This window comes from Zwartia vadi (genome assembly GCF_030410375.1).
GTDB lineage: Bacteria > Pseudomonadota > Gammaproteobacteria > Burkholderiales > Burkholderiaceae_B > Zwartia > Zwartia vadi.
This window is the reverse complement of the sequence record NZ_JAUHHE010000006.1, coordinates 163,932-178,094: the sequence shown is the minus strand read 5'-3', so window position 1 is coordinate 178,094 and position 14,163 is coordinate 163,932. Positions and strand designations below refer to the sequence as shown.

Below are 14,163 nucleotides of genomic sequence, written 5' to 3'. Positions count from 1 at the left end.
CATGCCCGCTCTTAAAAAAGTATTAATCGCCAGTCGTGGAGAAATCGCCGTCCGTATCATTCGCGCGTGCCGTGATGCGGGTATTCAGACTGTCCAGGCATACTCCGAGGCCGATCGTGAGACAACGCCAGTTTATATGGCCGATGAGGCTCTTTGTATCGGCGGCCCCAAGCCATCGGAAAGTTATTTAAATGGCGCGGCACTGATACGTGCCGCACAGCAAACCGGCGCAGACGCCGTTCATCCTGGCTATGGATTTTTATCGGAAAATGCCGATTTCGCGCAAGCGGTCGAAGACGCCGGATTGATATACATTGGGCCTTCTCCTGACACGATTCGTTTAATGGGAGACAAGGTTCGTGCTCGGCAGTGCGCCCAACAAGCGGGTGTACCAGTGAGCTCAGGATCAAAAGATACAGTGCAGTCAGATCAGCAGGCTTTGGATATTGCAAACAAAGTGGGCTATCCCGTCGTCATTAAAGCTGTGGCTGGCGGTGGCGGTCGAGGCATGCGTGTGGCTCGTAACGAGACAGAGCTCAAAGATAATATTGGACGCGCAAAGAAGGAGGCCGAAGCGGCTTTTGGGTCTGGCGAAATTTATATTGAAAAATTCCTGGATAGAATCCGTCACATAGAAGTGCAAATCTTCGGAGATGGAAAAGAGGTGATCCATCTTGGCGATCGGGACTGTTCCATTCAGCGAAGACATCAAAAGTTACTTGAAGAAGGTCCCGCTTGTATTTTGGGACAGGAGCTCCAGGAGGGCATCCGTCAAGCAGCCAAGCAGCTCGGTCAATCACTAGGATATCGCAGTGCGGGAACGGTCGAATTTATTGTTGATCCTCGTACAAGAGAATTTTATTTTATTGAAATGAATACCCGTATTCAGGTAGAGCACCCTGTGACGGAAATGTTGACAAACATCGATTTGGTTGGACTACAGCTTTCCATCGCAGCGGGAGAGCCTCTTGCGCTCAAACAAGAGGATATTTGTTTGAGAGGCCATGCGATAGAAGTCAGAATCAATGCAGAGGATCCGGCCAAAGCTTTCATACCTTGTGCCGGAAAGGTTACCGTGTTTCAAATGCCGGCAGGACCAGGCGTACGTGTCGATACGCATGTCTATCCTGGTTACGACCTTCCACCACATTATGATTCGTTGCTGGCGAAAATAATCGTGACTGGACGGGATAGACAGCAAACGATCTCTCGCCTAAAGCGTGCGCTCCTCGAGACTCGCATTGAGGGCATCGCCACGACACTCAGCTTCCATCAGCGCTTACTGTCCGAAGAGGCTTTTGTACAAAATGATGTCTATACTCAGTTCATCAAAGAACAAATGTATGCCAAACATCCCATGAGACAGCTTCTGTAGGTCTTGAGATCGACTATTTAGTGACGGTGAAGTAATCTTGCTCCACCATGATATTTAGATATTTTCTTTTACTTGTCATTGCATGCCTTGCGCTCAAGGCGCAAGCCAATGATTTGGTGACAGAGCGCGCGTGGGTGGAGGATCCGTCCGGCACGATGACGCTTTCCGAGGTCAAGCAGGCGCAGGCGCAACCTTTAACGACAAAACTTTTTTCAAAGGGTTACAGCCAGTCGGCTTTCTGGATTCGTTTGCGCATTGATCCGACTGTGTTGAATGACTCCTCCATTCAACATCTGGTGGTGCGGATTCGGCCGCCCTATCAAGATCGGATTTGGATTTACGATCCTCTTGCCGCAAAAGATCAAGTACGCGTTACAGGTGATTATTACGATTGGGCGGATGATGAGTATCGATCTCTGAATCTGAATTTTGTCATACCAGTCGGCTCAGCGCCTCGCGATATCTGGTTCCGAATCAAAGCGACAGTAAGCACCTTGACCTTTATCGAGGTCATGACGCCTGAGCAGGTGCGCGCAGCGGATCGCTTTCAAGAGTTTCTGACGATGCTCTATTTGTCTGCACTTTTTGTGTGTTTTGGTTGGGCGGCACTGACACGCATCCACAAAAAAGATCAGTTGCTGACGTTTTATCTCATTCGTGAAATAGTCGTGATCGCTTACGCGCTTGCAGTACTGGGCTATTTACGCGTGTTCTCCTCGGGTTGGGTGCCGCCGAGTTGGATTGATCAAGCCACTAACCTGATTGCGTTCTTGTTCATTGCAACTGTGATTGCGTTCGATTGGAAGTTGCTCCATGAGTTCAAGCCCAACCCATGGATATCAAAACTTCACGCAGGATTGCTGTTGTCTTTCCCGATAGAGATTCTTCTGGTCGCTCTTGGTAAAACTAACGAGGCGGCACGACTGAGCTCGGTGATTGTTGCTGCCGCAATTTTTCTTGCTTTTGCCAGTGCGTTGTCGACAAGGGCGTGGGCGCAGGCGCGCTCCGCTCCGGCTGATGAGCAGCCTTTATGTTCCAAGGCCTTTCTGATTATTGTGTATGGTTTGGCTTGTTCGCTGGCCCTCTTGCATCGATTGCCTTTGATGGGTGCGTCGTCAGGGAACGACTCTTTTGTATATCTCAATTTGGCACATCCTTTGCTCACCAGTTTTACGCTCATGATCCTGGTTCAGGTGCGATTACAGCGCTTGTCTAAATATCAGCAGGAAAAGCAGCGACGTTTGGAGCTTGCGGAAATTGAGGTGAGCAAGGAGCGCGCGCAACGCACAGAGCAGGCGAATTTTCTAAAAATGTTGGCTCATGAAATGAAAACGCCGCTCTCTGTCGTACGCATGGCTGTAGGCGCGCAAGCACTCCCAAAAAGAACGCACGAGCTTGTTGAGCGTGCAGTGACGGATATGGACGCTATTATCGAAAGGCTTTTGCAAGTCGAGCGGCTTGAGGATGAGCGGATCGCCATTCAGCAAGAAAAAATTGATTTGCCTGAGCTGATCAAAGGCGTGGGTTTGTCTTTGCCTGAAGGGGAGCGTATCCACGTAACGGTGGTGGGCGATTTGAACCTTTGCTCAGATCCGCAGCTTGTACGTGTGATTGTCTCAAATTTGCTTGAAAATGCACTCAAATACAGCCCGCCTGGCAGCCCAGTGAGGATGACTTTAGCGCAAGAAGTGGGGAATATTTCAATTGAAGTTGAAAATTCAGTCGGGAGTGCCGGATTCCCCAATCCTGAGCAAGTATTTAACAAGTATTACCGTTCCGCGCTGGCGCACCAACGAACGGGTTCAGGACTCGGACTCTATTTGGTGAAATCTCTTGTGACCCTTTTAGACGGATCGATTGATTATTTTCCCAGCGATACAAGCGTACGCTTTATAGCCTATATCCCTACTAGGGATATGAAAGTTTAAGAAAGTTTCTATTTCAGCAAATAGGTACATTTGAAGAAAACTGGTTTCAATGTACTAAAAGGTGAAATTGAAAATGAAAAAATTAGTCGGCATTCTTACCGCTGTCTCCATGACCTTTGCCTCGCTCAGTCAGGCAGTGGCGTGCACATCAATTTTGATCACTGATGCAGAAGGTCGTGGATATCATGGAAGAACACTGGAATACAGCGCGCTTATTCCAAACTCCATGTCTTATTTTCCACCAGGCACGAAAATCATCTCTTTCACACCTTCTGGTTCGCAAGGACTAACATTTGATACAAAGTACGCCATTCTTGGTATGACTGCGCCAATTATTGAAACAGCTAAACAGACCACGTTTGCCGAGGGTATGAACGACCAGGGGCTGAGTTTTTCGATGAATTGGTTGACCGGGACAACTTCGCCATCCGTTGGTAAAGACAATGCCAAAATTTTGTCGGCCAGTGATCTAGGCGCCTGGATTTTGGGAAATTTCAAGACGGTCAATGAAGTCAAGCAAGCGATGACAAATGGCAGCACTGAAATCTGGGTGCCTGTCGTCAAGTCACTCGATCCGGATGCGCCTCTGCCTCAGCATTATGCGATCAATGACAAGCAAGGCGGCTCAATCGTGATTGAGTTTATGGATGGTAAAGCCAATGTCTATGACAATCCTGTTGGAGTGTTGACGAATGGCCCAACATTTAAGTGGCATTTGGAAAACCTGAGCAATTACACTTTTACGAACGTCGATAAAAATACAGGACAACTTGGCAAGCTCAAGCTCGCGACGCAAGATGGCGGTATCGCCTTAACAGCGTTGCCTTCGGCGCAAACCTCTCAAGGTCGTTTTGTAAAAGCGGCTTTTTATGCAAACTATGTACGCAAGGCGAAAACACCAGACGATGCGGTGACGACCCTTGCGCACATTATGAACAATTTTGACCGACCATACGATCTGACCGTAGATGGAGCAGGTGGGACGGGAGATGGCGTGCGAACGAGTCCGAGATCGAGTGAGGTCACCATTTGGACGGTTGTAAAAGACCTATCGCGCGGCCTCTTCTACGTTCGCTCAATTAATGCGATGAACTGGTCTGTTGTCGATATGAATAAACTGAAGGATATCAAGCAAGTTAAATCTATCTCGGCATATGATGTAGACAAAGCGGGTGCGGATGCTTTCAAGCTTTTTTATTCCAGCAAGTAATTGTTTGTTAACAATCGAGCAAACCCAAAGATGCGAGTCGTCGTAGTCGAAGACCATCTGGATTTGAGGCAAGTCTTCCTGGATGCGTTAGTCCAGGAAGGCATTGATGCCAGTGCAGTTTCCTGCGGTGAAGAGCTAGATGAGCACTTGGCAGAGGGGCATATTAATTTGCTTGTGTTGGATGTAAACCTGCCGGGAGAGTCTGGGTTTGATATTGCCAAAAGAGTACGTGCCGCAGACCCAAATATCAATATCATCATGCTTTCTGCGCGAACGACAGAGGCGGATCGTATCCGTGGTTACGAGTGTGGAGCAGACTTCTACTTGTGCAAACCAGTTTCTCCCGCAGAATTATCGGCCGCTGTAAAAGCTGTCAAAAGACGGCTTCAAACTGATACGAACAATGGCGTAGAACTTGTGCTGAGTGTCTTGGGGATGCGATTGTTATCAGGGGAAGGTGTGGTGAGTTTGAGCAAAGCAGATGTCGCGCTACTCAAAGCCCTCGCAATGGCCGCTGATCATAGATTGCCCTATTGGCGACTCTATGAGGTTACGGAGAGAAGTTCGAACGAGCAGGCTAAAAGTCAACTTGAGCTCCAGGTTTTCAGGTTGCGTAAAAAACTTGCTGAAATAGGCGTTCCTGAAAATTTAATCAAATCGATGCGATCGGAGGGTTATCAGTTGACGCAGGCGATTCGCATTGATCCATGAGTGATGCAGCGTTGAATATGTCTTTAGATAGTCAAGAATATTGCCAGCTTAAAACCAAAGGGATTTGAAATGAAATTAAAACTCGTATCGAAATTACTACTTTCGACTTGTCTGGTGTTTTCTACTGTCGCGAATACGTTTGCGTGCACCGTACTGAGCATCCGCGATGCGCAAGGTAATGTTTATCAGGGCAGGACCAACGAGTTTGCCGGTCAACAGCCTGACGCCATGACGTACTACCCAGCGGGTACGCGTATTGAGTCGATGACACCCGATGGCAAGCCGGGCAAAACTTTTAACACCAAGTACGGTATTTTAAGTGTGACACTCAATGGCCTGGTTGCTAATGCTAAACAAGGTACGCTTCACGAAGCAGTCAACGATCAGGGTCTCACCATTACCACCAATGCCCTCATCGAAAATAACCCGCCTGTTCCCACCGGGCCAGCGGATAAGATTTTGTCTGCTGCCGACGTGGGGACTTGGGCATTGGGTAATTTCCAAAACGTCCAGCAGGTGAAGCAGGCGTTGGAAAGTAAAGAGGTAGAAGTCTGGTTGCCCAGAATCCCAAGTATGGCAAACCTCTACGCACCCTTGCATTTTGCTTTATACGATAAAGCGGGTGGCTCCATTGTGATCGAGTTTACGGATGGCAAAACATCGGTGTACGACAATCCCGTCGCTGTCATGACGAACGATCCTCCGTTCCCATGGCACCTCAAGAATATGAATAATTATGCTTACCTGACGAATATTGATAAGAACACAGGGCAGTTTAATAACCTAAAAGTTGCCTCGTCAGATAGTGGAGGCAATATGGCCTCACTGCCTTCGGTTGAAACCTCCGTTGGACGTTTCGTTAAAGCGGCCTACTATTCCAACTTTGTGCACAAAGCCGAGACGCCTGATCAAGCGATTAAGACACTTTCGCATGTCATGAATAACTTTGATCGGCCCAAGAATATTTCGGCGGATTTGCCCGGAACGGCCAGCAAGGCGGAGGCATTTGCGGCACATAAAATTTCTTCTGAGTCGACTTATTTCACGACGATGAATGACTTGAGCCGCGGGCACTTTTATTTGCGCACGATTAATAGCATTAATTTTGCCAAATTTGATGTCCGCAAGCTTGCGGCGCTGAAACAAGTAAAAGAAGTGAAATTCAGCACGATCAACGCGTATGGCAATCTTGACGCGACGGATTTGTTTTTGAAGTAAAGACGGGTAGGTCAATAATCATGCGACAGCTATTCTTAGTTGTCGCATAATTAGCGGATGAATGTGTTTATTAAAATCCTCTGCCTGTTGTCACTAATCGTCCCTGGATCGCTACTCGCACAAGGGACGAAAAGCGCTATGAGCGAAGCCGCCCGAGCGGGACAGCGGATGCAAAATAAACTGTATCCGCAAGTTCAGCTTCCGTTTTCTTATAACTACAACCAGAAAATCGGCAGTAATAACGGCTCTCAGCAAAGTTCTTTCGAATTTCAGCCGATCATCCCGCTGGATCTCGGGTCAAATCTGCAGTTGCTTTTGAATCCCATGCTGACGTTCAATCGCAACATCAATTACCCTCAGGCGATCAATCAATTACAACCTGTTCAGCTCGCGACTTTTTTTGCGCCAAGATACGCCGGTGACTGGTACGTTGGTATCGGTCCTTATTATCAAGCACCTGCTTCAAGCGCGCTGAATGGTTCCAGGCAGACGGGCGTCGGGTTCTCGGCCGGTGCTTTTTATACGCCTGACAACTGGGTGATTGGCGTCGGGATGTACAACTCTTGGGGTATTGGCAGTGATATGTCGGGCGGTTCTGCGAGTATTTTGAATGCTCAGCCTACGGTTTCATATACAACCAATGATGGCTGGACGTTTAATTTGTCGAGTCAGATTAATTTTGACTATAAAGCCAGGAATACGACCAATCAATTGACGTTAAGTGGCGGGAAAACCGTTAAAGTGATGGGTCTGCATTGGCAGTATCAAATAGGGCCTACCTACATGGTTTCAACAATACCTTCGAGTGCGAAAGGATGGGGGGCCTACCTGAGTTTGACCACGAGTATTCCTAACTAATCTGTTGAGAGAAATCTGATGCCTAGTGCCGAAGACATTAAACGCATCCATGCTGAAGAAATGCTTCGGCAAGAAATACGTGAAGAAATCGAAGCCTCAAAAAAATCAGAATCTTCTAAGTCCAACGGCTCTGGTTTATCGGAAAAGCTGATGGATTTTTTGAATAGCTCTGTGGGGATGTGGTTGCTTTCGTCAGTTGTGCTGACCACTGGCGCAGCATTGATTCAGCAGTTTCAACACAACTATCAAATCCGTGAGCAAAATCATAAACAGCTCGTCGTCCATCTTTTCGAGATACAAAATAGACTCGACAATATGGAATACATTTTGCGTCATGCTCAAACTGTCGGCCAGGCCAAAGAGGGACTGAAAGGACTGTTTAAAAGTATTTTCCCTTTATCCCCCGAGCTTGAAAATCGAAGTCTTGTCTCGCTTTACTTTGCAGTCTATAGCTTGATTCCTGGTGATCGTCAGGTTAAAGCTAAAGATGCCATCGAGTTTGTGCGGCAGATGGAGCAGTCCGAATTTACGTTTCAGTCGCGCCCTGACACTGAAAAGTTAAACGACGAAGATCGTGAGCAACTACGAAAAATGATACAGGCATGTAAGGCTGTACACGACACTATTGCGATTCAGAGAAATAAATGACAACGACGAAAGCGGTTGACCTCAATCAATTTTCAGAGCAAGTATTCAGGGATGCTGCGTTCGGTTTAATCTTTCTCGCGATAGTGCTTGTGATCAATGCAATATTCTTTATTCGCATTTTTCTATGGTTCATGAAATCCTCGGCCAAGCTTGACAATGGGCGCTCTCTTGGCCTCGTGATTCTATTTGTCATTGCAGTGTTACTCATGTCGCTTGTGCAGATTGGTTCAATACTGATCTGGACCCTCGCTTTGTATGGGGCGGGACTGATCGATGATATTCGCCTCTCCATGCTGTTTGCAGGCAGTAGTTACACCACACTCGGAATCTTTTCGGACATCCTGCCAACAGGCTGGAAATCCCTCGCGTTTTACATCGCCTTCTCGGGCTTGTTCTCGTTTGCGATTGCGACTTCTTCGATGATCTCAATGGTTTCCATCATCACCAGAAAATTGTACAAATCGATTTTAAAATCAACGACCCCTGATGCACCTTGATTATCTAAGACCTGATTTACGCAAAGGTCGCAATCAAGTGATTGATCTCCAGCTCGGCCATGTCGGTCATCTTGAGCATATTGTCGGCGAGATCGGAAAGCTCGGTGGTACCCAGTGAGGTTTCCTCGTTCATGTTAACAATGTCGGTGTACATCTGAACGAGTTCCTCGAGGATATCGAGGCTCTCGCTGACCTCTTCATCAAGTTCGAGTTTTTCTTGATCTTGAAAAAATCCAGTCAGAAAGGCATCAAGCTCTTCCCCTCTTGTCTGTGCCTGTTGTTTAAGTACGCTCAGGGAGGTTGCTTTGCCAAGAGGTGTCAAGCTAAAGGGGGCTGGAGCATCTTCGTGCGCATGCGCAGCGAGCACGCCCCACAAATCTTTCAAAAATATTTGTGTGACCGCGTCGAGTTGCTCTTGTGATGCGAGCTCAGGAAACTCCCCGTCCCATAAGGCATTCAATTCAAAGATCGGATCTACGACATAGGGACTTGCAATCGCCCCCATGAATGCGGCTCTGACCTCGTGAAACTGATAAGGGCATTGAAACTCGCTCAGTAGCGACTGAACATGCTGATTGATCGTTTCGACTGAGCGCTCTGTATTGGGCATGGGGAGGGATGTCCTTAACAGCCGACGGCTTGACCGTCACGGCGGTGATCGGAGCCGGCAACGTATGCATATGGTGCCGACTCGCCAGCCAGACGCGAAATCAGCTGCGCACTGCCGAAGTCCAGGCTATCTGGCGCAGCGACAAGAGGCTTGTGACCCATCGCGCGCAAACCGTCCAAGACAGCGGGACTGACCGTGGCTTCAACGGTCAGTTCGCCAGCGTCATTGATGCGCCAGCGCGGTGCGTCCGAACAAGCTTGTGGATTATGGTGCTCTGAGATGTGTCGCAATACCATTTGCATATGGCCTTGAGCCTGCATGTTGCCGCCCATCACGCCAAAGGCCATCGAGGGCTTGCCATCGCGCGTGATGAAAGCGGGGATGATGGTGTGCATAGGACGCTTGCCGCCGCCCACCAAGTTGGGGTGTCCGGGGGTCGTGACAAATCCCCAGCCGCGGTTTTGAAGCGCAATGCCTGTTTTGGGGACGACGACACCCGAGCCGAAGCCTTTGAAGTTTGACTGGATGTAGGAAACCATGCGGCCTTCAACGTCGGCCGTGCACAGATAGATCGTGCCGCCCGAAGGGGGTTGGCCTGGAGCGTACGTGCCCGCTTTCTTGGGATCAATTAGTTTGGCCCGCTCCTTTGCATACGCTTTGCTGAGCAGGTCTTTGGCTGTGACTTTCATGAAGTCCGGGTCGGCGACGTGCGCAAACAAGTCCGCAAACGCTGCGCGCATACATTCGATTTCGAGGTGCATACGCTCGGCAGAGCCAGGCTTGGTTTGTTCATAGGGGAGGTGTTCGATCAGGTTCAAAGCAAGTAACGCGGTCAGTCCCTGGCCGTTTGGCGGAATTTCATGAACGTCGACACCCTGATAGCGAGTGGAAACGGTCCCCACCCAGTCGCAACGATTAGCGGCGAGATCCGCTTCGTTCAGGACAGCGCCATGTTCGCGTGCGAAATCAGCGATCATTTTGGCTAAGCGGCCGCGATAAAAAGATTCACCTTTTGTGCGTGCGATGTCTTCAAGCGTATCGGCCTGATCGGCAAATTTCCAGATTTCACCTGCGGCTGGTGTGCGGCCGTCTTTCATGAAGGCTTCTTTAAAGCCTGGCTGGACGTGAAGCTCGGCTGCCTGATCTTTCCATTGGCGGGCAATCACCGGGCTAACAGGAAAGCCTTCACGTGCATGGCGGATGGCATCCGCGAATAAATCTTCGAAGGGCAGCTTACCGAACTTGTTTGACAGCTCGACCCATTGCGACACGACACCGGGAACGGTGACGGACTCCCAGCCGCGATGAGGCATGGTGGCCATGCCTTTGAAACGCTCCGGAGACCATGCGGCCGGTGCGCGACCCGAGGCGTTCAGGCCGTGCAGCTCTTTGCCGTCCCAGATGATGGCAAAGCCGTCACCGCCGATACCGTTCATGGTTGGCTCAACGACAGTCAAAGTGATGGCGGCGGCAAGCGCGGCATCAATGGCGTTACCACCGCGTGCGAAAGCGGCTGCGCCGGCTTGTGAGGCGAGCGGCTGCGATGTGGAGACAAGGTTGCGTGCGAGGACGGGTTGACGGCCAGATTGGAAGGGCAGTTGCCAGTTCATGAGAAGAGGGAATCCAAAAATGAAAGAGGAGAAAAATTATAAAGGGGCGCTCGAGGGCGCCCCTTGGTTTGATTCACCGCGGGTTAGGCGGTTTCGTGTAGTGCTTTTCTGACTGTAGAGAAAATCTCTTCGATCTGGCCTTCGCTCACGATCAGTGGTGGCGAGAAGGCCATGATGTCGCCTGTGAAGCGCGCCAGGACACCTTTTTCCAGGCACTTCAGGAAGACATCATAGGCGCGTGCCCCGGGGGCGCCGTCGCGTGACTCAAGTTCAACCGCGCCCATCAAGCCGAGATTGCGGATATCTTTGACGAAAGGCTCGCCACGCAAAGAATGGATTTCTTTTTCGAATTTAGGGGCAAGCGCCAGTGAGCGGTCGAACAGTTTTTCTTTACGGTAAATTTCCTGTGTTGCCAAACAAGCCGCTGCGGCTGCAGGGTGGGCAGAATAGGTGTAGCCGTGGAAAAACTCGATCGCTGTGCCGGGACCGGCGTTGACGATTGCATCGTGCACGTGGCGGCTGGCTGCGATGCCGGACATCGGAATGGCGGCGTTGTTCATTGCCTTGGCCATCGTGATGATGTCTGGTGTCACGCCAAGCAATTCGCTGGCTGTGGCTTTGCCCAAACGTCCAAAGCCTGTGATGACCTCATCAAAAATCAACAGGATGCCGTGTTTGGTGCAAATTTCGCGCAAGCGCTGCAGGTAACCCTGTGGAGGCACCAATACACCCGTGGACCCTGCAACGGGCTCGACAATGACGGCAGCGATCGTTGAGGGATCGTGTAGTGCGCACAAACGCTCAAGATCGTCGGCAAGATGCGCGCCCCAGGTTGGTTGGCCTTTGCTGTAGGCCATCTCGGCCAAATTGTGTGTGTGTGAAATGTGGTCGACACCAGGGATCAAGGCACCCGAATACGCTTTACGGTTCGCCACGATGCCACCCACAGAGATGCCGCCAAAACCCACTCCGCTGTAGCCGCGCTCTCGGCCGATCAGGCGTGTACGCTGTCCTTCGCCACGGGCGCGATGATAGGCCAGTGCGATTTTCAAAGCGGTGTCAACGGCTTCGGAGCCGGAGTTTGCAAAGAAGATTCGGTCCAAGCCAGCGGGCATGACAGCTGCGATTGCTTTAGCAGCTTCGAAAGCGACTGGGTGCGCCATCTGAAACGGTGGCGCATAGTCGAGTTCCATCATTTGCTTGTGCACGGCTTCCGTGATTTCTTCGCGGCCGTGTCCTGCGTTGACGCACCACAGACCGGAACTCGCATCGAGAACTTTTTTGTCATCGATGGTCGTGAAATACATGCCTTTGGCACTTTTCAGGATACGAGGAGCCGCTTTGAACTGCTTGTTTGCAGTGAAGGGCATCCAGAAGTTTTCCATGTCCACTTCTTTGGACAGGCTGACTTTTTCGGTAATGGCGTTCATGGAAATCTCCAGTTAGCAAGACGAATGCACCACTTTAACGGCTATGCTGAAATAATTACCAGTACAGTTGATGCGATTTATGGCAAACTGTATTGAATTCAGGGTCTAAACACTCAAAACTGTACTGGTTTGTAAGCGGGCAAACGTAATGACCAACACTTTTTCGCTTTCTTTGGATCGACAGTCTTCCCGCACATTGGTTGAGCAAATCGTCGAGGCGGTGAATGTGGCGATTGAGCGTCGCAGTTTGCGGGTGGGAGATGCCCTGCCTTCGGTGCGCGCGTTGGCGGGAGCCCATGGGTTGAGTGCTTTTACTGTGGCTGAGGCTTATCAGCGACTGGTCATCGCGGGCCGCCTGAGTGCGCGTCGAGGTTCTGCTTACCGCGTAGCCGATTCGCGGGCGACTTTGCCGAGCCTGTCCCCTGTCTGGTCAGCCCCGAGTTTGAACGCAGCATGGCTGTTGTCGGATGTGTTTGCGGATCATTCCGTACCGACCAAGGCGGGTTGCGGTTGGATCCCCGGCGAGTGGATCAACGAAAGCGGCTTGCAGCATGCATTGCGCGCGCTGAGTCGTGTGCCGGGGCCTCGCTTTGGCGGATATGGGCATCCTTTCGGGATGGCATCGCTGCGTGAGCAAATCGCAACCTCGCTGCGTCGCATTTCCGTTCCTGCGGAGACTTCAAATATTTTGTTAACGCAAGGTGCGACACAAGCTCTTGATTTAGTGGTGCGTACCTTGTTGAGGCCCGGCGATACCGTGGTTGTCGAGGATCCCTGTTATTGCAACTTGTTACAGATTTTGCAGTTAGCGGGGCTCAAGGTGATTGGTGTTGCGCGCACATCCGAAGGTCATGATGTTGAACAGCTCGAGCGCGTGCTGAAGGAAACAAAACCCAAAGCGATGTTCGTGAATACGGTATTGCAAAATCCCTCTGGCTCATCGTTGTCAATGATGAGTGCCCAGCGTTTGCTGGAGTTGGCGACCCGAGCAGGTCTGTGGATCATTGAAGACGATATTTACCGAGAGCTTGCCCCACCAGAGGCACCATGTTTGGCAGCACTCGAGGGGTTGAGTCGTGTCATTTATGTTTCCGGCTTTTCGAAAACGATTACACCAACCTTGCGCGTTGGCTTTGTTGCGGCCCATGCAGAGGTGTTAGCTGATCTCGCCCGCACCAAAATGGCGGTCGGTCTGACCTCCTCCCAGGTGACGGAGCGAATAGTGTCGAATGTCTTGAGCGAGGGACATTACGCCCGCCACATTGAGTTCTTGAAAGAGAAGTTGCGTATGGCGCACACTCATGTCGTGGAAAAAATGCAGTCACTGAATATGGAAATTTTTGACCAGCCTGGCGCGGGATTATTTCTCTGGGCGCAGTTGCCCATTGCGGCTGAACAGAGTGCGAGTGTCGCGACGAGGGCATTGGAGAAAGGGATCTGGCTCGCGCCAGGTTCTTACTTCCACCCTGGGGATCGACCCTCCAACTGGTTTCGCTTTAATGTCGCCACCTCGGACAATGACGTGTTGTGGGAGTTTGTCCAAACACTCGCTCAAACTGATCGATCAACGAGCACCTAGCGATCAACTGCCAAATAAAGCGTTTCCTTGATTTCTTCCATGACAACATAGCTGCGCGATTCGGCTGAGCCTGGCAGTCGTTTGAGGATCTCGCCAAGTAATTGACGGTATTTATTCATTTCGGGCAGACGTGCTTTGATCAGGTAATCAAAATCTCCGGAGACCAGGTGGCATTCCATGACCTCAGGAACATAGCTGAGTTCTTTTTTGACCTTTTCAAACACATCATCGGACTTGGCCGAAAGCTTGATTTCAAGGAAAACGAGCAGATTTTTACCCAGTGCGGCGGGATTGACACGGGCGTAGTAACCCATAATCACGCCCTCGCGTTCAAGCCGGCGCACCCGCTCCGAGCAGGGCGTGGCGGAAAGATTCACTCGCTCGGCAAGGTCGGTCATTGAGATACGACCATCGCGCTGCAGGACATCCAGAATTTTGAGGTCAATACGATCAAGCTCGCGCATAGCGCCTCCTAAGAGTCTTTATTTT

Annotated in this window: 13 protein-coding genes; 9 read left to right on the top strand and 4 right to left on the bottom strand. The window is 50.4% G+C overall.

Going from position 1 to position 14,163, the window contains the following annotated elements; genetic code table 11:
• Window position 1: 1 nt before the first annotated feature.
• From accC to QWY27_RS07240, 8 genes are all read left to right on the top strand, one after another.
• Window positions 2-1,375, top strand: a complete 1,374-nt coding sequence (gene accC, locus QWY27_RS07275; RefSeq protein ID WP_290196194.1) for an acetyl-CoA carboxylase biotin carboxylase subunit — start codon at window positions 2-4, stop codon at window positions 1,373-1,375.
• A gap of 47 nt (window positions 1,376-1,422) precedes the next feature.
• The gene (locus tag QWY27_RS07270) at window positions 1,423-3,303 is read left to right on the top strand and encodes a sensor histidine kinase (RefSeq protein WP_290196192.1); all 1,881 of its coding nucleotides are present in this window, start codon (window positions 1,423-1,425) and stop codon (window positions 3,301-3,303) included.
• A 73-nt stretch (window positions 3,304-3,376) separates the two neighbouring features.
• On the top strand, window positions 3,377-4,513 hold the full coding sequence (locus tag QWY27_RS07265; RefSeq protein ID WP_290196190.1) for a linear amide C-N hydrolase: 1,137 nt from the start codon (window positions 3,377-3,379) through the stop codon (window positions 4,511-4,513).
• 30 nt (window positions 4,514-4,543) lie between these two features.
• Window positions 4,544-5,224, top strand: a complete 681-nt coding sequence (locus QWY27_RS07260; RefSeq protein ID WP_290196189.1) for a response regulator transcription factor — start codon at window positions 4,544-4,546, stop codon at window positions 5,222-5,224.
• Window positions 5,225-5,293: 69 nt separating this feature from the next.
• Window positions 5,294-6,442: a linear amide C-N hydrolase gene (locus tag QWY27_RS07255; RefSeq protein ID WP_290196187.1), complete on the top strand. Its 1,149-nt coding sequence runs from the start codon at window positions 5,294-5,296 to the stop codon at window positions 6,440-6,442.
• A 138-nt stretch (window positions 6,443-6,580) separates the two neighbouring features.
• Entirely contained in the window at window positions 6,581-7,300 is a 720-nt protein-coding gene (locus tag QWY27_RS07250) for a hypothetical protein (protein WP_290196185.1), read from the top strand.
• Between the two features lie 18 nt (window positions 7,301-7,318).
• Window positions 7,319-7,948: a hypothetical protein gene (locus tag QWY27_RS07245; RefSeq protein ID WP_290196183.1), complete on the top strand. Its 630-nt coding sequence runs from the start codon at window positions 7,319-7,321 to the stop codon at window positions 7,946-7,948.
• Window positions 7,945-8,445, top strand: a complete 501-nt coding sequence (locus QWY27_RS07240) for a hypothetical protein (RefSeq protein WP_290196181.1) — start codon at window positions 7,945-7,947, stop codon at window positions 8,443-8,445. The genes QWY27_RS07245 and QWY27_RS07240 overlap by 4 nt, the downstream gene beginning before the upstream one ends.
• 16 nt (window positions 8,446-8,461) lie before the next feature.
• Here QWY27_RS07240 and QWY27_RS07235 read toward each other — a convergent pair whose 3' ends face one another.
• From QWY27_RS07235 to aptA, 3 genes are all read right to left on the bottom strand, one after another.
• On the bottom strand, window positions 8,462-9,055 hold the full coding sequence (locus tag QWY27_RS07235) for a hypothetical protein (protein WP_290196179.1): 594 nt from the start codon (window positions 9,053-9,055) through the stop codon (window positions 8,462-8,464).
• 14 nt (window positions 9,056-9,069) lie between these two features.
• On the bottom strand, window positions 9,070-10,665 hold the full coding sequence (locus QWY27_RS07230; protein WP_290196177.1) for a gamma-glutamyltransferase family protein: 1,596 nt from the start codon (window positions 10,663-10,665) through the stop codon (window positions 9,070-9,072).
• Window positions 10,666-10,748: 83 nt separating this feature from the next.
• Window positions 10,749-12,095, bottom strand: a complete 1,347-nt coding sequence (gene aptA, locus QWY27_RS07225; RefSeq protein ID WP_290196175.1) for an omega-aminotransferase AptA — start codon at window positions 12,093-12,095, stop codon at window positions 10,749-10,751.
• A 148-nt stretch (window positions 12,096-12,243) separates the two neighbouring features.
• On the opposite strand from aptA, the gene QWY27_RS07220 reads away from it, so the two are divergent.
• Complete coding sequence (locus QWY27_RS07220; RefSeq protein WP_290196173.1) at window positions 12,244-13,674, top strand: aminotransferase-like domain-containing protein; 1,431 nt, start codon at window positions 12,244-12,246, stop codon at window positions 13,672-13,674.
• Here the strand turns inward: QWY27_RS07220 and QWY27_RS07215 are convergent.
• Window positions 13,671-14,138 (bottom strand): Lrp/AsnC ligand binding domain-containing protein, encoded by a 468-nt coding sequence (locus QWY27_RS07215; protein ID WP_290196171.1) that lies wholly within the window; start codon window positions 14,136-14,138, stop codon window positions 13,671-13,673. The genes QWY27_RS07220 and QWY27_RS07215 overlap by 4 nt on opposite strands.
• Window positions 14,139-14,163: the final 25 nt, after the last annotated feature.

Bases quoted from the DNA above. Each gene is read 5' to 3' on its own strand.
- accC (WP_290196194.1), top strand. From the start codon at position 2: ATGCCCGCTCTTAAAAAAGTATTAATCGCCAGTCGTGGAGAAATCGCC.
- QWY27_RS07270 (WP_290196192.1), top strand. From the start codon at position 1,423: ATGATATTTAGATATTTTCTTTTACTTGTCATTGCATGCCTTGCGCTC.
- QWY27_RS07265 (WP_290196190.1), top strand. From the start codon at position 3,377: ATGAAAAAATTAGTCGGCATTCTTACCGCTGTCTCCATGACCTTTGCC.
- QWY27_RS07260 (WP_290196189.1), top strand. From the start codon at position 4,544: ATGCGAGTCGTCGTAGTCGAAGACCATCTGGATTTGAGGCAAGTCTTC.
- QWY27_RS07255 (WP_290196187.1), top strand. From the start codon at position 5,294: ATGAAATTAAAACTCGTATCGAAATTACTACTTTCGACTTGTCTGGTG.
- QWY27_RS07250 (WP_290196185.1), top strand. From the start codon at position 6,581: ATGAGCGAAGCCGCCCGAGCGGGACAGCGGATGCAAAATAAACTGTAT.
- QWY27_RS07245 (WP_290196183.1), top strand. From the start codon at position 7,319: ATGCCTAGTGCCGAAGACATTAAACGCATCCATGCTGAAGAAATGCTT.
- QWY27_RS07240 (WP_290196181.1), top strand. From the start codon at position 7,945: ATGACAACGACGAAAGCGGTTGACCTCAATCAATTTTCAGAGCAAGTA.
- QWY27_RS07235 (WP_290196179.1), bottom strand. From the start codon at position 9,055: ATGCCCAATACAGAGCGCTCAGTCGAAACGATCAATCAGCATGTTCAG.
- QWY27_RS07230 (WP_290196177.1), bottom strand. From the start codon at position 10,665: ATGAACTGGCAACTGCCCTTCCAATCTGGCCGTCAACCCGTCCTCGCA.
- aptA (WP_290196175.1), bottom strand. From the start codon at position 12,095: ATGAACGCCATTACCGAAAAAGTCAGCCTGTCCAAAGAAGTGGACATG.
- QWY27_RS07220 (WP_290196173.1), top strand. From the start codon at position 12,244: ATGACCAACACTTTTTCGCTTTCTTTGGATCGACAGTCTTCCCGCACA.
- QWY27_RS07215 (WP_290196171.1), bottom strand. From the start codon at position 14,138: ATGCGCGAGCTTGATCGTATTGACCTCAAAATTCTGGATGTCCTGCAG.